Below are 21,243 nucleotides of genomic sequence, written 5' to 3'. Positions count from 1 at the left end.
TGATAATGATTATCATTTTTATTTAGGAGGATTGCATAATGAGAAAAGCATTTCTATTTTTTACTGGCTTGACCTTGCTGTTTATGTTAGCTGCCTGCAGTGCCAGTGAACAGCAATCAGCTGGAAAGGATAGCGAAGCACAAGCGAAAGAATCAGCTGGAATCGAAATAACGGATGACTCTGGACAGACGATTACATTTGATTCCGCTCCCGAGTCTGTCGCTACCCTGAGTTCAGGAGATTTAGATATTTTGTTAGCTTTAGGCGCGAATGTAACGGGACGGCCGACAGCCAATGGACATGTAGTTAAAGAAATGAAAAACATTCCTGAAATTGGTAATTTACACCAGCCGAATTTTGAAAAAATTAGTGAAGTCCATCCCGCTGTTTTAGCCGCTCCTGTAAGTTTCAAACAACAGGCAGCAAATATTGAACAGCAAGGAACAAAGGTTCTTTACACACAAGCCAACTCGGTAAAAGACATTCAAGAAACCATTACGATGTACGGAAAGCTATTGCAAAAAGAAGCTGAAGCGAAAGAGTTGAATAAAGTTATTGACGAAAAGAAAGAAAGTGTGGAAAAAAGTCAAAGCAACCCGGTCGATACGCTCCTAGTGTATGGAGCTCCTGGCACCTATCTCGCTGCCTTGCCAAACTCCCTTTCTGGAGATTTACTAGAAAAAGCCGGCGGAAAAAACATCGCCTCTGACTTTCCAAAGGAGGAAAAGTTCCCTCAGTATGCCAGCTTAAGTGTAGAAAAGATCATCGAAAGAAACCCACAGGCTGTTATGCTCATTACCCATGGCGATCCTGAAGCAGTCAAATCAGCGTTTGAAAAAGAAATGATGAAAAGTGCTGCCTGGAAAAACCTTGATGCAGTGAAAAACGGCAATGTTGTTGTTCTGCCTTCTCACTTATTTGGCACTAACCCTGGAACAAAAGTAACCGAAGCGTTGGAAGTAATGAAGGAAAGTCTCGAAAAGGTGAAATAAAGTGGAAGCCATAGAAGTAAAAGAATTTGCAAAGGCCCACCCATTCTCCAAGAAAAGAACCTGGTTCATCTGGACTCTTGGCTTATTGCTGTGTCTATCTTGTTTATCAAGCTTGATGATTGGAACGGTTTCTTTTTCAGTTAGTGACATCTGGAATGGCATTTTTCATACAGCTGACACGCTTGAAAGAAGGATTGTATGGGAGCTTCGACTTCCGCGGATGCTTGTTGGCATGATGGTTGGCATGTGTCTCTCCGCCTCGGGAGCCATTTTGCAGGGAGTGATGAAGAATCCGCTCGCTGATCCGGGAATTATTGGAGTTTCATCAGGGGCTGGCTTAGCTGCAGTAACTACTATGATTATTTTCCCGGCTTATCTTATGTTTCTGCCACTCGCCGCTTTTCTCGGAGCCCTTATTACAGCACTCGTTATTTACATTTTGTCGTGGAAAGGCGGCACGTCCCCTGTCCGGATCATTTTGGTCGGTGTTGCTATTAACGCTATTCTTGGCGCCATCATGAGCGCGCTCATGATCCTGTATAGCGATCGGGTGCAATCTGTTCTTCCCTGGCTTGCCGGGGGAATTGGCGGAACCGGCTGGGTACAGTTCAACATGATTGTTTATTATACAGCTGCCGCTCTGATTTTATCTCTGTTTTCAATTAAGCATATTCGTATTTTGCGGCTTGGCGATGAAGTGGCCAAACTGCTTGGACACAATGTAGAATGGAGCCGGTTTCTGCTGATTGTGCTTAGCACGCTCCTTGCTGGTATTGCTGTCAGCGTATCAGGGCTCATCGGTTTTGTCGGATTGGTCGTCCCTCATATACTAAGAACCACTATCGGCGGTGATTATCGGTACTTACTCCCTGCCTCAGCACTTGGCGGCGGTCTGCTTGTTGTTGTCGCTGATACAGTGGCCCGGAGTGCTTTTAATCCGATTGAGCTACCTGTCGGCATTTTACTTGCCTTTCTAGGCGGGCCATTTTTCTTATATATGATTCAAAGACGGAGGGATTCATTTGCTTCTCACTAAAGATCTGTCATTCGAGCATGCTTCTCCCTTTCAATTGAAAGATACAGATATTCATATTGAAAAAGGTGAAATTGTCAGCTTAATCGGCCCAAACGGTTCAGGGAAATCTACACTTCTGCGCATCATTTCCCGGCTTATTTCTCCCAAAAGCGGTGAAGTGATCCTTGACGGTAAAAACATCCGGTCAATGAAAAGCATGGAGGTAGCCAAAAAACTAGCCATGCTTCCGCAAATGCAGGATCATCAACTAGATTTAACCGTAGGAGAACTCGTTGAATTTGGTCGATATCCCTATCGGGGAGCTTACAGCAAACTGAAAGAAGAGGACAAGCATATTATTCAATGGGCCCTTGATGTTACACAACTTGGCCCTCTACAAAACCGTATGCTGCAGACACTTTCCGGCGGCGAGCGACAAAGAGCTTGGATTGCGATGGCGATTGCCCAGCGTCCAGATGTTTTGTTGTTAGATGAGCCCACTACTTTCCTTGATATCTCTCACCAGCTGGAAGTCATGGAACTGGTGAAAGAGCTTAATGATCAATTTAATATGACTGTGGTCATGGTGCTGCATGATATCAATCAGGCAGCGCGCTACAGCGATCGGCTAATTGTTTTAAAAAATGGCAAAATCGAATATGAAGGCCTTCCCCAATGCGTATTATGCAAGGAAATGTTCCGCTCGATCTTTGAAATTGATGCCCATATATATCAGGAAAATGGCAAAGCCTTTTTTACTCCGATTAAATTAAGAAAGGAAGAGTATGCATGAAAAGAGAACCTCTTAATCAGGATTCAGTGAGAGAATTTATTGTGGCGGCCCATGGGAATTTCGATGAGGTAAAGAAGCTGTTAGCAGCCGAACCTGCACTTCTTCACTCCTCTATCAACTGGGGAGGCGATGATTGGGAAAGTGCGCTCGGCGCAGCAGCACACACAGGCAGAAGAGATATTGCCCAATTTCTTCTTGACCGAGGAGCGCGAATGGACATTTTTGCCGCCGCTATGCTTGGCGAGCTGCCTATCATTCAGGCCATGCTTAGTGCTTGCCCCTCTTTGCTTCATGCTAAAGGGGCACACGGCATTCCACTACTCCGCCATGCAAAGATGGGCGGAGAGCCGGCTTTTCCTGTGTATGAATATATAGATAAATTATTGTCTGAGGAGGCAGTTCTATGAGAATGATGAAAGCTGTGAATACGATTAAAATCAAAAAAGGAAGAGCAGAAGAGGTTTTATCCCGTTTCGCCAGGCCGAAAGCTGTTCATACATTTGAGGGATTTGTATTGATGGAAGTACTAAAAACAGAAAGCTTGTCCGATTATGATGAGTTAAAGATCTGCACTACATGGGAAGACCGTCAATTCTTTGATAACTGGGTAGAAGGAAGAGGAGCAAAGAATGCCCATCAGCAAAGCCGCGAGCAAAATCCTGAGGATAGTCCAATCATTGGCTCCCACCTAATAACCTTTGAAGTCATCTACCAGCATAAGCCGGCTGCAGAAGCGAGCCAAAGCTTATAAAAAATCAAAGGCGAGCCTTTTATCTGCTCGCCTTTTTCTTGATATGAAACAGTCCGCTTACATTTCAATCACGATTTTTCCCTTTGCATGGTGGGTTTCACTTAAGGCATGGGCTTCTTTTATCCCTTCAGCCGTCAGCGGAAACCGGTGTCCGATTATGACCTTTAATTTACCTTGCGCTAAAAGATCGGCCATTTTTGCCAGCTGCTCTCCATTTGGAACGAGCCAAATGTTCTTCGCTTTAATATTCCTAAGCGCTGCTTTTTCTTGATCCGGTTCAGAAACGATAGACGCCATTCTGCCTCCCTCTCTCAAAACTGTAAAGCTCTTTTCTTGATTTTCTCCTCCCAATGAATCGAGCACAAAATCGAAATCGGCAAGGGCTGTTTCGAAATCTTGTTTCTTATAATCAATCACCTGATCGGCTCCAAGAGATTGCAGTAATTCAACGTTGTGGGTACTCGCTGTCGCAGCGACATAGGCACCAGCATGTTTAGCCAGCTGAATAGCAAAGGTTCCGACTCCGCCGGCCCCTGCGTGAATAAGCACTTTATCTCCCGCTTTCACTTCTCCAAAATCGAACAAACATTGCCATGCGGTCAGTCCAGCAAGAGGCACACAGGCTGCTTCTTCAAAGCTAATATTATCCGGAATCTTGGCAAGCAAGTGTGAATCGACCGCAGTGTATTCTGCATATGTTCCTCTATTCGTTGTTTCTGGACGTGCAAACACTCTGTCACCCGCTTTGAACCCTTCAACGTTTTCACCAACTTCTTCGATTATGCCTGAAGCATCCCATCCTAAAATAATCGGGAATTCAAATGGCATCATTGTTTGTAGATAGCCTTCCCGGAGCTTCCAGTCAATCGGGTTAATCGAAGTTGCATGGAGCTTCACAATGACCTCATTCTTCCTGGCGCTCGGCTTTTGGATGTTCATTTCCTTTAATTGCTCGCTGCCGCCATATTGCTCAATGACAATTGCCTTCACAGTCGCTCACCCTCTTTTCCAATATCATTTTTCTTACACTGGCCTTTATTTTCTTTTTTCAAGCGCTTTAACTAGCTCTTCTCCCATTCGTTCAGAAGAGAATGGATCACGGCTCGTAACAATTTGCTCACTCGCCCAGACAGCATGCGCTTTTTCGCTTAAATTCCCTTTATCATATGAAGCAATGTGAGTGAGTTCCTGCTCCAGACTAAACGGCAAAATATCCAACAAGCCTTCCGGTTCAATTTCATCCGGGTATCCCGTTACTCTCTTGCCGGCAATAATACTTTTTCCATTAGGACGCAATGTCCAAATAAGCGGAGCCGGGCCATGACACTCTGCAGCAACAATGCCGCCCTGATCATACACTTGATTAATAATACGGTGTAAATCTTCATTTTTTGCCAAGTCATACATCGCTCCATGCCCGCCAACAATCAAAATGACATCATAGTCATTCGCCTGTACATCTGAGAGCTTTTTTGTATCATCTGCTCTTCCAGATTCATACAGGGCTTTATACGTTCCTTCGGGATCATACTCCGGAGAAAGGCTTGCCAGATCAACAGTTGGCTTACCACCTAATGGAGAAGCAAGGTCTACGTGATGGCCAGCGTTTTCTAAAATCTGCAATGGAGCAAATAATTCTTCCCCCCACCAGCCTGTTTCGTAATTATTTTTTTCATCTTTATATCCGCTAGACAAAACTGCTAATACTTTTCCCATTTCCATCTCTCCTTTATTTACATTTAAAACAAGTCAACCCTGCACGGATCGTCATCATTCACCCGGTTTCCACCAGCTATTGAAAAGTACCCTTTCAAGGATTGGGCAAAACTATTTCTAGTTTGCACCAAGCTTGACAAGATATTCTCTACATTTCTTGTATCCAAGAGCTTGCTGCTTTCTCAAGCAGGTCGATTCATTTCATTGCTGTTCCACATTCGAGGAAAAATTTAACGGCCTTTCCCTGATTAATGATCAAGAAAAGGCCGTTATTTATCTCTTACATTTCTAGTACATCTCAGTAAACCAATAAGAAAGCAGACTTCCTATTTAATAAGAAGGCTTAGCTGGTTCGTATGTTCCTAACGCCGTATAAAGAAAATCTTGGATGGCTTTTATGTCTTCTTCTTCAACCCCTAGCCTCTGGGCCCAGTATGGGCTGTTTTCAATGTCCTCTTCACACATGAGTACCATTTGGCCGTTTTGAAGAGAAAGAACAATGCTGTTACCTAAAAACTGCTTTGTATCAATAATCGCTAAGTCGTAACGATGGTGATCCGTAATACAACATACGAAACGATTGGATTGCAGTTCAGTCTCATCTAACAAAAAAGTTATATCCATTTTACCCCATCCTTTCACTCGATTTAGCGGCCTAAAGAATTAAATACTATTCCTTAGCTCAAGAATCGCTCTTTTTTCCTTTTAATAATAGAAAAGCAAGATTCATGCCACCTTTAAAATGCGATCGAAATAAAATAGAGCCCCGATACAACACAGCGCAAATAGCCTGGATGAACCGTTCAGGAATAAGAAAGAGAACAAGGCGACCAAACTTTTATTCATTTTTGGGTTCTTAACTCTATTTTGAATAAAGGAGCCCTCTTTTCTCTTGGTAGAACGATTGAATGAACAACTATTGTTACTTGGTATCAATCTAAAAAACTTCTCCTAACCGTCACCCGGTCTGTCTTCTCTCCTCACAGAGACACGATGCCGGCTGAATCCCTCCCATCCCTGTACTTTTCCGATAAATGCATACAAAAAACGGAAGCTGTGTTATACAGCTTCCGTTCAGACTGTAGACAAACTCAATGAAATTCTAGAGTTTGTCTACAGTCCTTTTTATTTTGCTTGTGAATGGGGGCTGTTGATTTCCATTCCAGGCGCTTCGCTTTCCGCGGGGCGGGCGGTGAGCCTCCTCGCCGCGAAAGCGCCTGCGGGGTCTCACCTGTCCCGCTGATCCCGCAGGAGTCTTTGCGCCATCCATTTCAATCAACAGGGGTTACAAAGTTAGAGTAGCCGTACAACCATACCTGTTTTAAAATAAATAGATCAAACACTTGAGGTGAGAAAGATGCTTTCGAAAAACAATCCAATCCAACGGAATCAAATAGAAATGATCGCTCTAGACCAGCTTGTACCAGAGAATCACCTGGTCCGTAAAATGGAGGCAGCGATGGATTTCTCTTTTATTTATGACTTGGTGGAAGGATTGTATGCGGAAGTGGGCCGCCCAAGCATTGATCCAATTATTTTAATTAAACTAACATTTATCCAATATGCCTTTGGCATTCGATCCATGCGCAAGACGATCGAGGAAGTGGAAACGAATATGGCCTACCGCTGGTTTCTCGGTTATGGATTCCATGATAAAGTGCCGCATTTCTCTACCTTCGGTAAGAACTACGAGCGTCGCTTTAAAGATACCGACCTGTTTGAACAGATCTTCTATCGTATCTTAAAAATAGCTGCCGAGAAAAAGCTCATTAGTGCGGAGCACGTTTTTGTGGATTCCACTCATGTAAAAGCTAGCGCGAATAAGCGTAAATTTGAAAAGAAAATGGTTCGCAAAGAAACACGCGCGTATCAGGAACGCCTCCAAGAAGAGATTAATCAGGACCGAGAGGATCATGGAAAAAAGCCGTTCCCGCCAGATAAGTTCGATAAAGAAGAAACAAAAGAAATCAAGGAAAGTACAACCGATCCGGACAGTGGCTACTACGTTAAAGACGAACGAACCAAACAATTTGCCTATTCCTTTCACGCGGCCGCAGACCGTAAGGGATTCGTAATTGGCACAATGGTCACACCAGGCAACACACATGACAGCCAAATCTTAGAGCCGTTAATGGAGAAAGTGATAGAAAAGGTAGGAAAACCTAAAGCTGTTGGTGCAGACGGAGCTTACAAAACACCTGCCATTGCCAGTTATTTAATGGAAAACGGCATGACACCTGCTTTGCCTTATACACGGCCGCGCACAAAAGAGGGCTTCTTCAGAAAGCATGACTATGTGTACGATGAACATTTTGACTGTTACCTTTGTCCGGCAGGGGAAGTATTGAATTACTCAACGACGAATAAGGAAGGCTATCGTGAATACAGATCACCCAAACAGGTTTGTACCTCCTGCCCTTTTTTAGCTAAATGCACGGAAAGCAGAAATCATCAAAAAGTGGTGACACGCCATATTTGGCAGAAATATATGGAAGAGGCCGACCATCTTCGCCACCACGAAGAAGTTAAAGCGATTTATGCGGAGCGAAAAGAAACGATTGAGCGTGTATTCGCAGATGCAAAAGAAAAGCATGGCATGCGTTGGACAACGTTAAGGGGACTTAAAAAATTGTCGATGCAAGCGATGCTTACTTTCGCTGCCATGAATCTCAAGAAAATGGCCAGCTGGACTTGGCGAGAACCAGAAATGGCTTAAATGATGACCTCGGAGAGGTCTATCTTTCTCTCGAATGGCTTTAAAACTACCGAAAAATCAAAAGGGGTTCGGAATAAGACTATTCCGAACCCCTTTTGTCGACAAACTGAACGGAAGCTGTGTTATACAGCTTCCGTTCTTTGGTAATCTCCATACCCAAGGCTCGGGATGGATAAAAAATATCCTTAAGCGTTCTACAAGTTGCTAGCTACAGAGTTTTTACGTAAAAATTACGTGTGCGTGGCCCATCAAACTCACAAAAATAAATGCCCTGCCACGTTCCAAGAAGCAGACGGCCTTCCGCAACAATGACATGCTGGGATGATCCGACTGTGCTAGATTTCATATGGGCCGCTGTATTGCCCTCCGCATGCCGATCCAATGAGTGCTCCCACGGATACACTTCATCAAAGCGCCGAATCATATCCCGCTTTACATCTGGATCTGCATTTTCATTGATCGTTATGCCTGCTGTTGTATGGGGACAATACACAACAACAGCCCCATCCTGTATCCCTTGCTCCTTAATGAAATTCTTCACTTCCTGAGTCACGTCGATCATTTGATCACGACTGTTCGTGTTTAACGTAAATTTTTTGAGCATGGCTTCCTCTCCTAAAAAAATTGAATGATAGCTTCTATTCTTTTCCTCCAGGAAATTTCTGCTGCTTCAGCATGTCAGCAATGCCCTCATAATAAGGCTGGCGGTAAAAAGAGGCCACTGTTTTTGTCCACGTGCCCGCCCGCTGCGCTCCGCTTCTTTCAACTAAATAATTAGCGTAATCGTCATTATACTTTTCAAGCAACGGCTTTTGTTCTTGCTGATAAGTATTCTCGTGATAGACTGCTTCTTTCGGCAAGCGCGGCTTTTGTCCGGTGTCCTTTCCGGGATGACCAATACATAGACCGGTGATCGGGATCACATAAGGCGGAAGAGCGAGCTCTTTTACCACCTCTAAAGAATGGCGGCGGATGCCTCCGATCGGTACCGTACCAAGCCCAAAGGATTCAGCTGCAGCCACAGCCGTTCCAAGAGCAATCCCGACATCTGTCACTCCAACAATTAATGTATCAATATCTTCAATAGCCTCCATCGGCATACCTTCCATCTCGCTTGCCAAATGTGTCCGATAAAAATCTGCACAGAATATGAGAAAGACGGCTGCTTCCTCCACATGTTTCTGTCCGCCGCACAGCTCGGCAAATCGTTTCTTGCGCTCCGTGTCCTTGATCGCGATAATAGATAGCTGCTGTCCGTTAATCCAGTTTGGAGCGGCCTGCACGGCCTGAATAATTTGATCTAATTGTTCCTCATCTACCGGTTTGTTTTCAAACGACCGGAACGAGCGATGGGATAATAATGTTTGAATTACTTCATTCACCAATGGTTTCCTCCTCATAATTCTCTTTTACATTTCTTCTTTTTCATCGTAACGCAATGGTCTGAAGATTTCAAAAAACACACTCCACAGCAGATAGATGCATCAGCTAGCATTCACTTTACCCACATTTGGCCGATAGAATAGCTGAGTGCACAATAGAAGGAGAGCAGCCATAAAATGACTATTTATGAACAAATGAAGATTGTCTTACAAGGTAAGTTAAATGAACTGATCACCTCTTCAGATGTGAAATCTGCTTTAATGAATCATTTTGGGACGAATCCGGACAGCGTGATCCTTTCTGATTACTGTTATAACCGCTTTAATAATGGAATCCCCTTTAATAAGCATTTATTTCTATACATAAATAGAAATACGTATAAATACTTAGGAGAACATTATCCGTATACTGGCCTTATTTTTCACAAACCTAAAGGATCTGATGAAGAAATAGTGATCGGAGAGTGGAGAAACGGAGTAAGCAGCTTTTATGAAAAAAAAGAGGACTTTCCCGTTGGTAACCGAAGTCAGATTCCCTCCATTGGCAAAGAGCAGATCAGCAAACTTTATGAAGAGTACAACCAAATGCTAAAGTATGAAATGAGCTTACTAAATTGTAAAACGACAGAACTCCGGCATCTAATCGGAAGGATTGGCGAATTCCTTTGCGCGATCCACACAAATGGAAGTCTAGCCAGACAAACGAACCAGCACGGCTTTGATGTCATAAGTAAGGGAAGGAGAATCAGCGTTAAAACCACTGCACAAACGAGCGGATTTATTACCGTTAACCAGAACACATTTGCAGAATTTGATGACTTCTTCGTTGTTCAATATATCCATGATGAATTTAAAGTTATCTATTACGGGCCAAAGGAAGGGATACTTGACGTAGCGAGAAGATATGAAAATAAATATGAAATCGACATAAAGAAATTAAAGACGGTATCTGTTCGTTAGTGGCTATCCTGCTGTTTAGATAGAATCGACTAGCTTTTTATTCCATATAGGCCCTTTTTAACATACAACTAATCGATTCTTTTTCATAGCTTCATATTCCTTTTCCACTTAACAAAAAACACCGGACAAAAGACGATTGCAGCTCGTCCGCTTTGCACGGTGTTCCTTCAAGCATCAGATTATTTGTTATTCCTCATCGAAGGAGGGCAATTGACGGTCCGTTCGGCATTTTTCACAAACGTGCAGTAACCCCGCCTGCAATTGCCATTCTCCATTTTGGCTCATTTCCATTTCTTCCTCGCTTCCGCACACTTCGCAAACTTTCATCTCTATTCCTCCTTTTCTCAAGAGAAACGCTTTCTACCGTTACTTTTTTAATGATTTTGATCTTCTTCTATTTCAAACCCGCTATCCAGTAGAGCTTGTTGAAAGTCCGTATAAGAAGCCGCCTCTTCATTGTAGCTGAAGACGGCTTCTCCGCTGGCCGGGTTTACTTCTGTTCTTCGCACTCCCCACACGGATTCCAATGCTTGTGAAGCTTTTTCTGCCTCCTGCTGGGTCAGCTTATTTTTCAACCTGATGACTCCCTTTGGCACGGCAAACTCCTCCTTCTATTAATGAGTCTCCCTTTTATCCTGCTGAAATGCCTGGCCCATTCCTTGTAGAAATTCCGTCATGACTGCCAACGAGGCCCGGGCTTCAGGAGTACGAATGCTCTTTCCTAGCTTCCAAATCCCTGGATCTTCTTTTCTTTCTACACTTTCTGAGACCCTTTGCATCCCTTGATTTACACCTTCTAGAATATTCGCCAACTGCTCTGGATTTACAGCTCCTAAAAATTTGGCCGTATTCATTCCATTTTTAATAATGTTGTACATCGCTGGCTGATTCATCTGCTGGATAGCAATGGCCCCCACATCCGTGCGCTGCTCAAGCAAGCCTTTAACGATGTTCAAAACTCCCATTTCATGAAGGTTCTTTAAAATTGCGATGGTGCTGACGATCGCTTCCCGATTATCGGCTAGCTCTTTGATGATGGCTGTTACTGCCTCAGTTTGTTCTTCCTGCTGATTTGGAATGTTTCTGCTAATTTGCCTGACTGCCTTGGCCATACTCATCCCCCCTTATTTCAATAATTTCTTCAATCGGTATGAAATCCGGCCGTTTCCATTTTTCCTCTACTCTCACGCTGATCTGAGGAACACGGTTTCCAAACCGGTGATTCACCGGTGGAAGTGGAGGTTCACCTTTTTCTTCAAGAACTTCCATCTTGACGCCCATTTCCTTATAGTTTGGCGTATGAGTAATCTTGTCATGATAGCTGCTCGTTAAACGGTTTACCGCTTCGATTTCCTCAGTCGTGTTCATAGTTAAATACAGCTCGTTGCCTCTTACACGTTCCGTGACAATCGTTCTTACTTCCACATGGCCATAAGGAGAAGTCAACCGTACCAAAGATCCATCTTCAATGCTCCTTTGGCTAGCAAGCTCTGGCGATATTTCAAGCCACGGGTGTGGAACTTTATGAGTTAATCCCTCCGACCGGTAAGTCATGTTTCCTTCATGGAAATGCTCCAACAACCGGCCATTATTTAAATGCAAGTCATATTCTTCCCCTGCTTCATACGGCGGTGTGAAGTCAACTGGATAAAGCCTTGCCTTTCCGTCCGGAAACGCAAAACGGTCTTTGTATAGAAGGGGCGTATCTGTTCCATCGGCAGCGACCGGCCATATGAGACTGTTCCACTCTTCCAGACGATCATAGCTGACCCCTGCAAAGAGAGGTGCAAGCCGGGCTGCTTCATCCATGATCTCGCTCGGATGTTTATAATCCCAATTGGCACCCAGCCTGTTGGCCAACTCTTGAAAAATCATCCAGTCCGGTTTAGAATCTCCAAGCGGTTCCATTACCTGATAGAACCTTTGAATTCTCCGTTCTGTGTTCGTGAACGTCCCTTCCTTTTCAGGACTTGGAGCAGCTGGCAAGATCACATCTGCATACTGAGCCGTTCTGCTGAAGAAAATGTCCTGAACAACGAAGAAATCAAGCTTTTCAAAGTGCGCTTCTACATGGTTTGAATTTGAATCGACAAGCGCCATTTCTTCTCCGAAAAGGTACATCGCTTTGATTTGCCCCGTCTGAATACCTTCCACCATTTGGTGATTGTTGAATCCTGGTTCTGCCGGCAGAGTCACACCCCATTCTTTTTCATAGCGCTCTCTGGCTTCTTGATCTTGGACAGGTTCGTATCCAGGCAACCAAGCTGGCATTGTTCCAAAATCACAAGCTCCCTGTACGTTGTTATGCCCTCTCAGCGGATAAGCTCCTGTTCCGGGACGACCAAAATTCCCGGTAATCAATAATAAATTAGCAATAGCTGTACTGGCATCAGTCGCTCCTGTATGCTGGGTAATTCCCATCGCCCACAGCGCACACACTGATTTAGCTTCATGAATCATTGTCGCTGTCTCAATCAGCTGTTCTTTCGTGAGCCCGGTTGCTTCCTCTGCATAATCCAATGTGAATTTTTCTAAAGAAGTGATATATTCATCTAATCCATTCACTCGCTTGTTTAAAAACTCTTTATCCTCCCAACCTTGATCCAATATATATTTGGTCACGGCAGAGATCCAAATCAGATCCGAGCTCGGCTTTGGATGCAGAAAAAGATTAGCTCGTTGTGCCAGCTCATTTTCTCTTAAATCAGCTACGATCAGCTTTTGGCCATGTAATTTATGCGCCCTTTTTACCCTTGTCGCAAGCACTGGATGAGACTCGGCTGCATTTGCTCCGATCACGATGACTAATTCTGATTGCTCAATGTCTCTCATCGTTCCTGAGTCCCCGCCGATGCCAACCGTCCGCATAAGCCCCGCAGTAGCTGGAGACTGACAATACCGTGAACAATTATCTACATTGTTGGTCCCCATCACAGCGCGTGCCAGTTTTTGAAATAAGAAGTTTTCTTCATTCGTACATTTAGAGGAGGCAATATAGCCGATAGAGTGTGGACCATGCTGTTCTTTAATAGCTGTGAGTTTGCTGGCAACAAGGTTTAGCGCTTCCTCCCATGTTGCTTCTATAAACTCATCTCCCTTGCGGATTAGAGGGGTCGTTAACCGCTTCTCGCTGTTCACGAAATCCCACCCCCATTTTCCTTTCACGCAGGTTGAAATGCCGTTGACAGGTGCCTCCTCTGTAGGTTCAATTTTTAAAATTTCACGGCCCTTTGTCCACATCTCAAAGCTGCAGCCAACACCACAATATGTACAAACCGTTTTCGTCCGCTTAATGCGTGATTTTCTCATGGCTGCCTCTACTTCTGAAATAGCAAAAATCTCTTTATAGCCAGGTTCTACTTCTTTCGTTAAGTCAATCATCGGCTCCAAAATTTTTGGAGGAATGGATGTTAAATAGCCAGCTTCCCCGAGCATGGATTTCTCCATTAAGGCGTTGCATGGACAAACAGTAACACAATGTCCGCATGATACACATGAAGAATCATCAATCGGAACATCGTTATCCCAGATGACCCGAGGGGCTTCCCTGCTCCAATCGATTGTTAACGTTTCGTTCACCTGTAAGTCTTGGCAAGCCTCCACGCATCTTCCACATAATATGCACTGATCAGGCTCATATCGGTAAAAAGGATGGGAATGATCAGGAGGATACGGCTTAGCTTTGAATTCATACTTTTGATGCTCAATCTCCAAATACTCTGCCGTATTGTGAACGGTACAATTGCCGTTATTATTGTCACAAACCGTACAATAAAGCTCATGGTTTTTCAATATTCGTGACATCGCTTCGTATTGGGCTTCCCGTACAGGTGATGACAGCGTGTCTACCTGCATACCTGCTTCCGCTTTTGTAGAGCAGGCTCGTACCATTTCTCCTCCTACATTGACGAAACAGGTGTCACATGTTTGAATTGTTCCTAGATTTGGATGATAGCAGATACTAGGGATGAAAAATCCCCCTGATTGAGCAGCCTGCAGGATAGTCTGTCCCGGCTTTGCCGTGAATTCCTTGTCATTTATCCGGATTGAGAATGCGGATTCTTCCATTCTTTATTCCTCCTTGCTTTCAGTATTGCTGACTGGCGCAAGTTCCCGCCGGTAAGCAATCCAATAAAAAGCTGAAACAAATAGACTTCCTCCTATAGCATTCCCAATAAATACAAGAATAAAATTATAAAAATAATCTCCCCAATTAAAATAGCCTGCAAAGATAGCTGCAGGAATAACAAACATATTGGCGACCACGTGCTGAAACCCGATAGCAACGAATGCCATAATAGGGAACCAGATCGCTAATATTTTCCCACCGATATCCTCTGCTCCATAGGCCATCCAAACAGCCAATCCAACGAGCCAGTTACACCCGATAGCAGAAAATATCGCTGCCAGCGGATTAGCTTCCAGCTTAGCTTGTGCTGTTGCAACCGTTTTTTCGAGATAAGGGCCAGATGCCGTCAGTTCGGCTACGTGGCCGAAAAAATAAGCGACGAAGAGTGCTCCAATAAAATTGCTAATGGTGATCCAAAACCAGTTTTTGGCAAGCTGAGCTGCAGTAACCCTCTTAGCTAAGCAGGCCATCGAAACAGCCATCATGTTCCCCGTTAATAATTCTCCTCCCGCGATAATAATTAGCATTAATCCCACAGGAAATACAGCGGCGCCTAAAAAGGCTGAAAATGATCCCCACTCGTGAGGCAAACTGGCAACTACTCGTATATCTAAAAGATAGCCGAGTGAGATAAAGGCTCCTCCCAAAAAACCCAATAACAACATACTGTGAAGTGGCAAATGAACTTTTCTCGCTCCAGTCTCTACTGCTAGTTGTGCAATTTGCTGTGGACTGTGATAAGCCAATTCTCTCTCCTCCTTTGCTGACATTCTTTTATATACCTTCCCTAATAATGGAGATTTCAACAATAAATTTTCTTCTAATGGATTTGGTATATAAAGAAGAAAGGTAGGATACCTTTTTACATAAGAAATACTTTAAAGGACTCTATGGTAAGGAGGTCATTAGACATGGAGAGAGATCCATTATTTGAGAGGGTCAAGGGGATGATTTTATCTTCATCCAAGAAGCCGAAATATATGGCTATATCAACAGTAAAAGTTGCAGAAATATTAGGCGTAAAACCTGCTGATGTCGAACAGGGATTACAGAAACTGGTTCATGAAGGCAAACTAATCAGATCAAAGATAGAGGAAGCGCCGAATAGTGAAATTTATTCATTGCCTTAAATCGTCAACATACGAAAGAAAGGCTGTCAGGCAAAAAGGCCGGACAGCCTCTGTTGACAGCTTATCCCCCTCCTTTCTATCAGGCTTCCTTATTAAAAGCCAGGAGGGTCAATGATTGACAATAACTTTTTTCTTACTTTAAACTAGTAAAGACAATGACTACAATACCGCCTTATCTTATAAATATAATAAATTACATATTATGGAGGAATTTGCATGTCTAAAGTTTTATTTATCAAAGCTAATCCACGACCAATCGATCAGTCTGTAAGTGTAAAGTTATATTATGCGTTCCTTGAGAGCTACAAAGAAACTCATCCGCACGATGAAATCACTGAGCTTGATTTGTTTCAAGAAAACTTGCCGTACTATGGCACAGATATGATTAACGGCATGTTTAAATTAGCAAAAGGCTTAGAATTAACAACTGAGGAAGAAGCAGCTACCGTTACTGTCAATAAATACTTGAATCCATTTCTGGAAGCAGACAAAGTCGTCATCGCCTTCCCACTCTGGAACTTTACTGTGCCTGCAGCGCTACATACGTATTTAGATTATTTGTCGCAAGCTGGCAAAACGTTCAAGTATACACCTGAAGGTCCAGTTGGTTTACTCACTGATAAAAAAGTGGCCCTTCTGCAAGCACGTGGTGGTGTTTACTCTGAAGGACCTGCACAAGCAACAGAAATGTCCATGAATTATGTAAGAACCATTCTTGGCTTCTGGGGAGTAAATGATATCACAACCGTTATTGTTGAAGGCCATAATCAATTCCCTGACAGAGCCGAAGAAATTATTGAAGAAGGCGTAAGGAAGGCCGCAACAGCGGCCAACACATTTTAAATAAACATCACAAGGGGCTTTCCTGTCGGAAGCCCCTTATCTGATCGTCTTTATGCTCTTTTTCTAATAGTAAAGTTATCCTCCAACAGCAGCCAATTTTGTGGAAAAGAGAGACCAAGTTTCCAATACATAATCCCCCTTAAGCCAAATTGCTTGATCAGGTCAAATTTTGCCTGAATGCTGCGCGCATCTTCAAACCATACTTCATGCTGTACTCCGGCATCATCGATGTACTGAAAGAAAGGCGCTTGCGCCTGGTAATCATATTGAATTTGAGCATTTTCCCTTAATGCGATGGCGATTGCCTGCTGGGGACTGACAGCTCTTGCTGGCGGACCTCCTGCTGGTGGATAAGGAGCTGCCCAATTATAGCCATACAAATTTTGCCCCAACAATATTTTATTCCTCGGAATAACGCTCACGGCATAGCGCACAACATTTCTAACTGGCCCAATCGGGCTAACCGCTTGCGGTTCACTGTACGTGTATCCCCATTCATAAGTCATCAGAGCCACAAAATCAACAATTTGCCCAATGGCTTCATAGTCATGAGCGCCGTAAATCCCAGTTGTCACATCGCTCGCTTTCGGTGCAACAGCGGCCGATATCATTAAACCGGCCGCGTGAAGCCTGTCTCTCGCTTTTCGCAAAAATGTATTATACAGTTCGCGATCTTCAGGCCTCATCAATTCAAAGTCAAAATGGATGTCTTCATAACCAACATCATTAGCCACTTGGATAATATTTCCAAATAGCTGATTTTGAGCGGCATCATTCGTAAATATAGCATGCGCGAGATCAGCACTAAACTGGAACTCTTCTATATTACTGATAACCATTGCATTGATCGTCCTTGCAGCGCGAGCAATGGCAGGGATGTTGTCAATTGTAGGGGCATTGAGCGATCCGTCGCGATTGACCTGATAGCTGAACATGGCGAGATATGTTAAAGAGCCAACTCGATTGCGCACTTCATTGATGATCGCTTCGCTCACCGATGCTTGTGGTTCAACATAAAGCAGCACATCAATTGTAGACTTCGGCCGGGGAGGGATATATAGACGTTGCCCTATCTGAAGAGGAGCGGACACGGATATATTATTAACACGCGCAAGCTCGCTAACAGTTGTGCCATACGTTCTTGCGATGACGGAGAGCGACTCTCCTTGCCTTACCCGATGGTATCGCCCTGTAACCGGAATAACCAATGCCTGCCCGACAACGAGACGTGAAGGATCAGGCAATTCATTTGCCTGAGCAATCGCTTGCACAGTAGTTCCGTAAATTTGAGCAATCCGGTATACACTTTGGCCCTGCTGGACAACATGGATCTGCACAATAAACACCGCCTTTCTGAATAAAAGACTCCTTCACAATCCAATATATTTGCCGTTCAAGCCTATTATTCAGCAAAATCACTTCTTCTCTCTTAGTATACTGTGGTCCATTTAGGAAAAATAATGATAAATGCCTTATAATGATGGTGAAGAGTTTTCAGAGGAGGTTGTTAGATTGGATTCATTTATGAAGCGAGCGTTAGAATTAGCTGTGGAAAATGTTCAAAGCGGTGGCCAGCCATTTGGAGCAGTACTCGTGAAAGACGGCAGCATCATCTCTGAGGGAGTCAATGAACTCCATAAAAAATATGATGTGAGCGGTCATGCGGAAATGCTGGCAATCCGGCGTGCACAAGAACAGCTACAGACAAATGACTTATCGGGTTATACGATATACGCAAGTGGGGAGCCTTGTCCGATGTGCTTTGCAGCTATGTATTTTGCGGGCATTAAAGAAGTTTTTTATTGCGCGGCTGTTGAGGAAGCAGCAGCAGTCGGACTGACCACCTCTGGAAAGATTTATGACGATTTAAAAAAATCGAGAGAAGAACGAACCCTTTCGATGGTTCACATGCCCCTTAATGAGGGACAAGCCAATCCTATGGAACTGTGGGGAAAGCGTTCCTAAAGTAAAAAAAGCTAGCTTTTGTTAAGCTAGCTTTTTTAACTCATGGCGCTCTTCGATACGCTTTTCAATCTTTTCAATCGCTTGTTTATCATTAAGCAATTGTTCCTTATTCTCTTGAATAAGCTCTTCAAGAGATTTCTTGTGCTTGATGCGCATAATTTTACACTCCTTTATATGTCATTTGTCTCCATAAACTTTAATTAGAAAAATTATTTGTAATAGAATTTTCTGAAAAATTCCATCTACCCTTAATATATACCACATCACATCTTAATAAACGTTCGGATTTTGACAATTATATGAAGGATTTTTATGTAAAATTATTTCCTGCGAAACAGAGGCTTTGTCCTAAAGAAAAAGAGCCTTCTTGGCCATTTCTTTTTTTCACTAAACAAAAGAAAAACAAGAACCTCTTTTTCAAGAAAAAAGAAGCCTAACTATTTTTCACACGTTTGCTGTTCACATTGTTATAGTTGATGATTTCATTCACTCTTCCAAATCACCGCTAATTGAGAAAAGAAAAATTTCTAAAATAACAGCCATTGCGAGCAAGCGGACCAATTTAACGAAGTACTTTAATAAAGCCAGGTTTGTACACACCTTTTGCCGCTTATGCAAATCACCATTTTATAAAAGAATAAGAAATGGTTGAATGGCTTTGAGTGGTTATTTTACCTTATAAAAAAGGAGAGAAAATCGATGACATTACACAGTTTTCATTTAAAAGCACACTGGCCCGGCCTGCGCAATGATGTAGGCAAAATTGAAACGGGCAATTTACAAACAAAAGTATCCATTCCACCCGAAATGGACGGCCCCGGTATCGGCACAAACCCGGATGAGATGCTGCTTGGTGCTGCAGCTACCTGCTACATTATTACCTTAGCTGCCATGATGGAGCGCAGCCATCTCGAAAAAGACAGCTTGACGATGGAGTCGGAAGGCATAGTGGAAGTTATAAATGGGATCATTACCTACAAAACAATCATTCATCGTCCAATTATTGTATTGAATTCCCAGGCTACCGACAGGGAGGTGTCATTAGCAAAAAAACTTGCTGAAAAAGCGGAAAAATCTTGCATGATCAGTCGAGCGCTTAAAGGAAATGTTGATATCCAACTGGAACCCTCTATTGAATTGGGACTGTCCGATAGCTAGCTATCGGACAGTTTTTTTATTTATGAGACTATGTTATACTCGGTTGTTGATGTCTGCTGGGGGCGGTCCAAGCCTCCTCGTTGCATGCGCTCCTGCGGGGTCTCACCAGAATTGCCGGGTTCACCCGTCTATCGCTACAACCAACTCTTTAACAGAGCCTTATTTATAAGCAGACATAAGCCTGTTGCGAGCAGAGTTTTGTCGATGATGGCTGTAATTTTATCGTTTACGGGCGAACCAGTTGATTCCAAATATGCGTCACGTATATGTTGAGATCACTTTGCTTACTCCTTCTTTACATCTTTCACAATAAATTCCCCGTTTGACTGACTGTTATCAATGGTAATAATAAGTGAATTTGTCTCTCTCGGAACATTCAGCACTTTTACTTTGAGGATAATTTCATACTCTACCCCCGGCTTCATTTCTTCTGATGGCTCGGGTAAAGCCGCTTTTTTTATTGAAAGAATACGTGCATGTTCAAATTGCGGGAACCTAACATTGTAGGCACTTTTTATGGATTGCGATATTTGGGCATGAAATTGGGCAACCAGCACTTCCTCCATGTCCTCATTACTGACGCCTTGAGCAGTTACATTCATCATGCTGCTGCCTAAGAAGATAACAACAAACAAAGACAGAGAATAAGCTATTTTTTTCAAGAGACTCACCTTTCTTTCTTCTTTAACTTTCCCTAATGGTTTCTATTCATAAGCGTTAACTTATACCACTTGCAAAGTGTGGCTATTCTAAAAGAAAGACGGATAGGAGGCGGACACATGATTTATGAGCACTCTCATATTAAACACCACGTAATGCAACAATATGAGGATTACTTGCGGTTATTTAAAGATAAAGTAGAAAGAGAATACGTACAGACAAGGTTTGGACGAACACATGTATTGAAACTCGGCAAAGAGGACGGCAAACCGTTATTCATTTTCCACGGCGCCAATTGCCTGAATCCAATGACACTTTCCTGGTTTGAGGGATTGTTTGCTGATTATAAAATTTATGCGCCGGATACAGTCGGTCATCCCGGTTTCAGCGATGAAAGACGAATCAATCCTGAAGATGACAGCTTTGCCTTATGGGCGAACGACTTGTTGGACTATTATGGGATTGAATCCTGTGCCTTTGCCGGTGTGTCTTACGGAGGCGGCATCGTTTTACGGCTTGCCGCTTTTTATCCGGAGAAAATAAACTGCGCTATCCTCGTTGTTCCGGCCGGGATCAGCCCTTTCTCTAAATGGTGGACGATAAAGAAAATGCTCCTTCCATTTACACTTTACCAATTGAACGATTCAACGAAGCAAATTGAAGCGGTGGCTGATGCCATGTCTGCGGGTGAAATGAAAACGATAGACAGAGAAATCATCGCCACAATCTTTCAACATGTCAAGCTTGAGCATGATTTGCCCAAATTAACGACAACACAAGAACTTCAACGTTATCACTCACCCACAATGGTGATTGCCGGCATGCAGGATGTTTTCTTTCCTGAGAATAAGCTATTTCAGAGGGCAGCCCCTCTCTTTGGAGACCTTCTTGAATGGCGAGCTTACAACATGGGACATTTTCCTTCAAGAAAACATATCGAGAGAATGAATAAGGACATGTCTGATTTTTTAGTTCGTCATTACCATTTAACCGACTGATCCCTCCCTGGATTTTCATATTTTTATGGTGTTTT

Annotated in this window: 25 protein-coding genes; 12 read left to right on the top strand and 13 right to left on the bottom strand. The window is 43.3% G+C overall.

Annotation, left to right across the window (positions count from 1 at the left end; genetic code table 11):
• Positions 1 to 38: 38 nt before the first annotated feature.
• From MKZ02_RS06490 to MKZ02_RS06470, 5 genes are read left to right on the top strand one after another with little or no spacing between them, the layout of a single operon-like run.
• Positions 39 to 992 carry an ABC transporter substrate-binding protein gene (locus MKZ02_RS06490; RefSeq protein WP_340852567.1) on the top strand — a complete coding sequence of 318 codons (954 nt, stop codon included), beginning with the start codon at positions 39 to 41 and terminating at the stop codon, positions 990 to 992.
• Between the two features lies 1 nt (position 993).
• The gene (locus MKZ02_RS06485) at positions 994 to 2,028 is read left to right on the top strand and encodes a FecCD family ABC transporter permease (RefSeq protein ID WP_340852564.1); all 1,035 of its coding nucleotides are present in this window, start codon (positions 994 to 996) and stop codon (positions 2,026 to 2,028) included.
• Positions 2,015 to 2,800 carry an ABC transporter ATP-binding protein gene (locus tag MKZ02_RS06480; protein WP_340852562.1) on the top strand — a complete coding sequence of 262 codons (786 nt, stop codon included), beginning with the start codon at positions 2,015 to 2,017 and terminating at the stop codon, positions 2,798 to 2,800. Before MKZ02_RS06485 ends, MKZ02_RS06480 begins: the two co-directional genes overlap by 14 nt.
• Entirely contained in the window at positions 2,797 to 3,207 is a 411-nt protein-coding gene (locus MKZ02_RS06475) for an ankyrin repeat domain-containing protein (protein WP_340852560.1), read from the top strand. Before MKZ02_RS06480 ends, MKZ02_RS06475 begins: the two co-directional genes overlap by 4 nt.
• Complete coding sequence (locus tag MKZ02_RS06470; RefSeq protein WP_259455602.1) at positions 3,204 to 3,551, top strand: antibiotic biosynthesis monooxygenase; 348 nt, start codon at positions 3,204 to 3,206, stop codon at positions 3,549 to 3,551. Before MKZ02_RS06475 ends, MKZ02_RS06470 begins: the two co-directional genes overlap by 4 nt.
• Before the next feature lie 57 nt (positions 3,552 to 3,608).
• Here MKZ02_RS06470 and MKZ02_RS06465 read toward each other — a convergent pair whose 3' ends face one another.
• From MKZ02_RS06465 to MKZ02_RS06455, 3 genes are all read right to left on the bottom strand, one after another.
• Positions 3,609 to 4,541 (bottom strand): NADP-dependent oxidoreductase, encoded by a 933-nt coding sequence (locus MKZ02_RS06465; RefSeq protein ID WP_340852557.1) that lies wholly within the window; start codon positions 4,539 to 4,541, stop codon positions 3,609 to 3,611.
• A gap of 45 nt (positions 4,542 to 4,586) precedes the next feature.
• On the bottom strand, positions 4,587 to 5,267 hold the full coding sequence (locus tag MKZ02_RS06460; RefSeq protein ID WP_120034421.1) for a type 1 glutamine amidotransferase domain-containing protein: 681 nt from the start codon (positions 5,265 to 5,267) through the stop codon (positions 4,587 to 4,589).
• Positions 5,268 to 5,597: 330 nt separating this feature from the next.
• Positions 5,598 to 5,891 (bottom strand): SAV0927 family protein, encoded by a 294-nt coding sequence (locus tag MKZ02_RS06455; RefSeq protein ID WP_120034424.1) that lies wholly within the window; start codon positions 5,889 to 5,891, stop codon positions 5,598 to 5,600.
• Between the two features lie 733 nt (positions 5,892 to 6,624).
• Here MKZ02_RS06455 and MKZ02_RS06450 point away from each other — a divergent pair.
• Positions 6,625 to 7,983, top strand: a complete 1,359-nt coding sequence (locus tag MKZ02_RS06450) for an IS1182 family transposase (RefSeq protein WP_340852552.1) — start codon at positions 6,625 to 6,627, stop codon at positions 7,981 to 7,983.
• A 208-nt stretch (positions 7,984 to 8,191) separates the two neighbouring features.
• Here the strand turns inward: MKZ02_RS06450 and MKZ02_RS06445 are convergent, their stop codons facing one another.
• Positions 8,192 to 8,587: a secondary thiamine-phosphate synthase enzyme YjbQ gene (locus MKZ02_RS06445; protein WP_340852550.1), complete on the bottom strand. Its 396-nt coding sequence runs from the start codon at positions 8,585 to 8,587 to the stop codon at positions 8,192 to 8,194.
• 34 nt (positions 8,588 to 8,621) lie between these two features.
• Positions 8,622 to 9,365 carry an NADPH-dependent oxidoreductase gene (locus MKZ02_RS06440; protein ID WP_120037907.1) on the bottom strand — a complete coding sequence of 248 codons (744 nt, stop codon included), beginning with the start codon at positions 9,363 to 9,365 and terminating at the stop codon, positions 8,622 to 8,624.
• Between the two features lie 177 nt (positions 9,366 to 9,542).
• On the opposite strand from MKZ02_RS06440, the gene MKZ02_RS06435 reads away from it, so the two are divergent.
• Positions 9,543 to 10,325, top strand: a complete 783-nt coding sequence (locus MKZ02_RS06435; protein WP_340852549.1) for a DUF7225 domain-containing protein — start codon at positions 9,543 to 9,545, stop codon at positions 10,323 to 10,325.
• Positions 10,326 to 10,511: 186 nt separating this feature from the next.
• On the opposite strand, the gene MKZ02_RS06430 is transcribed toward MKZ02_RS06435, so the two are convergent.
• From MKZ02_RS06430 to MKZ02_RS06410, 5 genes are read right to left on the bottom strand one after another with little or no spacing between them, the layout of a single operon-like run.
• Positions 10,512 to 10,652, bottom strand: a complete 141-nt coding sequence (locus tag MKZ02_RS06430; RefSeq protein ID WP_182917012.1) for a hypothetical protein — start codon at positions 10,650 to 10,652, stop codon at positions 10,512 to 10,514.
• Positions 10,653 to 10,699: 47 nt separating this feature from the next.
• Positions 10,700 to 10,921 carry a heavy-metal-associated domain-containing protein gene (locus tag MKZ02_RS06425; RefSeq protein ID WP_120034428.1) on the bottom strand — a complete coding sequence of 74 codons (222 nt, stop codon included), beginning with the start codon at positions 10,919 to 10,921 and terminating at the stop codon, positions 10,700 to 10,702.
• Positions 10,922 to 10,939: 18 nt separating this feature from the next.
• Positions 10,940 to 11,437 carry a DUF1641 domain-containing protein gene (locus MKZ02_RS06420; RefSeq protein WP_182917013.1) on the bottom strand — a complete coding sequence of 166 codons (498 nt, stop codon included), beginning with the start codon at positions 11,435 to 11,437 and terminating at the stop codon, positions 10,940 to 10,942.
• Positions 11,412 to 14,393, bottom strand: coding sequence for a formate dehydrogenase subunit alpha (gene fdhF, locus MKZ02_RS06415; RefSeq protein ID WP_340852544.1), 2,982 nt, complete (start codon positions 14,391 to 14,393; stop codon positions 11,412 to 11,414). Before fdhF ends, MKZ02_RS06420 begins: the two co-directional genes overlap by 26 nt.
• Positions 14,394 to 14,396: 3 nt before the next feature.
• Complete coding sequence (locus tag MKZ02_RS06410) at positions 14,397 to 15,200, bottom strand: formate/nitrite transporter family protein (RefSeq protein WP_340852543.1); 804 nt, start codon at positions 15,198 to 15,200, stop codon at positions 14,397 to 14,399.
• Positions 15,201 to 15,365: 165 nt separating this feature from the next.
• Here MKZ02_RS06410 and MKZ02_RS06405 point away from each other — a divergent pair, with 165 nt between their 5' ends.
• On the top strand, positions 15,366 to 15,584 hold the full coding sequence (locus MKZ02_RS06405; RefSeq protein WP_120034434.1) for a hypothetical protein: 219 nt from the start codon (positions 15,366 to 15,368) through the stop codon (positions 15,582 to 15,584).
• A gap of 216 nt (positions 15,585 to 15,800) precedes the next feature.
• Positions 15,801 to 16,427, top strand: coding sequence for an FMN-dependent NADH-azoreductase (locus MKZ02_RS06400; RefSeq protein WP_120034436.1), 627 nt, complete (start codon positions 15,801 to 15,803; stop codon positions 16,425 to 16,427).
• A 50-nt stretch (positions 16,428 to 16,477) separates the two neighbouring features.
• On the opposite strand, the gene MKZ02_RS06395 is transcribed toward MKZ02_RS06400, so the two are convergent.
• Positions 16,478 to 17,764, bottom strand: a complete 1,287-nt coding sequence (locus tag MKZ02_RS06395; protein WP_120034438.1) for a LysM peptidoglycan-binding domain-containing protein — start codon at positions 17,762 to 17,764, stop codon at positions 16,478 to 16,480.
• A gap of 175 nt (positions 17,765 to 17,939) precedes the next feature.
• Here MKZ02_RS06395 and MKZ02_RS06390 point away from each other — a divergent pair, with 175 nt between their 5' ends.
• The gene (locus MKZ02_RS06390) at positions 17,940 to 18,392 is read left to right on the top strand and encodes a nucleoside deaminase (RefSeq protein WP_340852541.1); all 453 of its coding nucleotides are present in this window, start codon (positions 17,940 to 17,942) and stop codon (positions 18,390 to 18,392) included.
• A gap of 21 nt (positions 18,393 to 18,413) precedes the next feature.
• On the opposite strand, the gene MKZ02_RS06385 is transcribed toward MKZ02_RS06390, so the two are convergent.
• Positions 18,414 to 18,548 carry an FbpB family small basic protein gene (locus MKZ02_RS06385; RefSeq protein ID WP_120034442.1) on the bottom strand — a complete coding sequence of 45 codons (135 nt, stop codon included), beginning with the start codon at positions 18,546 to 18,548 and terminating at the stop codon, positions 18,414 to 18,416.
• 543 nt (positions 18,549 to 19,091) lie between these two features.
• Between MKZ02_RS06385 and MKZ02_RS06380 the strand changes: the two genes are divergently transcribed.
• Positions 19,092 to 19,550 (top strand): OsmC family protein, encoded by a 459-nt coding sequence (locus MKZ02_RS06380; protein ID WP_340852540.1) that lies wholly within the window; start codon positions 19,092 to 19,094, stop codon positions 19,548 to 19,550.
• A gap of 284 nt (positions 19,551 to 19,834) precedes the next feature.
• Here the strand turns inward: MKZ02_RS06380 and MKZ02_RS06375 are convergent, their stop codons facing one another.
• The gene (locus MKZ02_RS06375) at positions 19,835 to 20,212 is read right to left on the bottom strand and encodes a hypothetical protein (protein WP_120034446.1); all 378 of its coding nucleotides are present in this window, start codon (positions 20,210 to 20,212) and stop codon (positions 19,835 to 19,837) included.
• A 117-nt stretch (positions 20,213 to 20,329) separates the two neighbouring features.
• On the opposite strand from MKZ02_RS06375, the gene MKZ02_RS06370 reads away from it, so the two are divergent.
• Complete coding sequence (locus MKZ02_RS06370; protein WP_120034449.1) at positions 20,330 to 21,208, top strand: alpha/beta fold hydrolase; 879 nt, start codon at positions 20,330 to 20,332, stop codon at positions 21,206 to 21,208.
• The last annotated feature ends 35 nt before the right edge of the window (positions 21,209 to 21,243 follow it).

This window comes from Pseudobacillus sp. FSL P4-0506 (assembly GCF_038003025.1).
Lineage (GTDB): Bacteria > Bacillota > Bacilli > Bacillales > Domibacillaceae > Pseudobacillus.
Note: the sequence above shows the minus strand (reverse complement) of the source record. Positions and strands in the feature narration are given on the sequence as shown.

What these genes read in the sequence shown, in the direction of transcription:
- MKZ02_RS06490 (WP_340852567.1), top strand. Translation starts at nt 39, where the DNA reads ATGAGAAAAGCATTTCTATTTTTTACTGGCTTGACCTTGCTGTTTATG.
- MKZ02_RS06475 (WP_340852560.1), top strand. Translation starts at nt 2,797, where the DNA reads ATGAAAAGAGAACCTCTTAATCAGGATTCAGTGAGAGAATTTATTGTG.
- MKZ02_RS06470 (WP_259455602.1), top strand. Translation starts at nt 3,204, where the DNA reads ATGAGAATGATGAAAGCTGTGAATACGATTAAAATCAAAAAAGGAAGA.
- MKZ02_RS06460 (WP_120034421.1), bottom strand. Translation starts at nt 5,267, where the DNA reads ATGGGAAAAGTATTAGCAGTTTTGTCTAGCGGATATAAAGATGAAAAA.
- MKZ02_RS06455 (WP_120034424.1), bottom strand. Translation starts at nt 5,891, where the DNA reads ATGGATATAACTTTTTTGTTAGATGAGACTGAACTGCAATCCAATCGT.
- MKZ02_RS06450 (WP_340852552.1), top strand. Translation starts at nt 6,625, where the DNA reads ATGCTTTCGAAAAACAATCCAATCCAACGGAATCAAATAGAAATGATC.
- MKZ02_RS06445 (WP_340852550.1), bottom strand. Translation starts at nt 8,587, where the DNA reads ATGCTCAAAAAATTTACGTTAAACACGAACAGTCGTGATCAAATGATC.
- MKZ02_RS06435 (WP_340852549.1), top strand. Translation starts at nt 9,543, where the DNA reads ATGACTATTTATGAACAAATGAAGATTGTCTTACAAGGTAAGTTAAAT.
- MKZ02_RS06430 (WP_182917012.1), bottom strand. Translation starts at nt 10,652, where the DNA reads ATGAAAGTTTGCGAAGTGTGCGGAAGCGAGGAAGAAATGGAAATGAGC.
- MKZ02_RS06420 (WP_182917013.1), bottom strand. Translation starts at nt 11,437, where the DNA reads ATGGCCAAGGCAGTCAGGCAAATTAGCAGAAACATTCCAAATCAGCAG.
- fdhF (WP_340852544.1), bottom strand. Translation starts at nt 14,393, where the DNA reads ATGGAAGAATCCGCATTCTCAATCCGGATAAATGACAAGGAATTCACG.
- MKZ02_RS06405 (WP_120034434.1), top strand. Translation starts at nt 15,366, where the DNA reads ATGGAGAGAGATCCATTATTTGAGAGGGTCAAGGGGATGATTTTATCT.
- MKZ02_RS06400 (WP_120034436.1), top strand. Translation starts at nt 15,801, where the DNA reads ATGTCTAAAGTTTTATTTATCAAAGCTAATCCACGACCAATCGATCAG.
- MKZ02_RS06385 (WP_120034442.1), bottom strand. Translation starts at nt 18,548, where the DNA reads ATGCGCATCAAGCACAAGAAATCTCTTGAAGAGCTTATTCAAGAGAAT.
- MKZ02_RS06380 (WP_340852540.1), top strand. Translation starts at nt 19,092, where the DNA reads ATGACATTACACAGTTTTCATTTAAAAGCACACTGGCCCGGCCTGCGC.
- MKZ02_RS06370 (WP_120034449.1), top strand. Translation starts at nt 20,330, where the DNA reads ATGATTTATGAGCACTCTCATATTAAACACCACGTAATGCAACAATAT.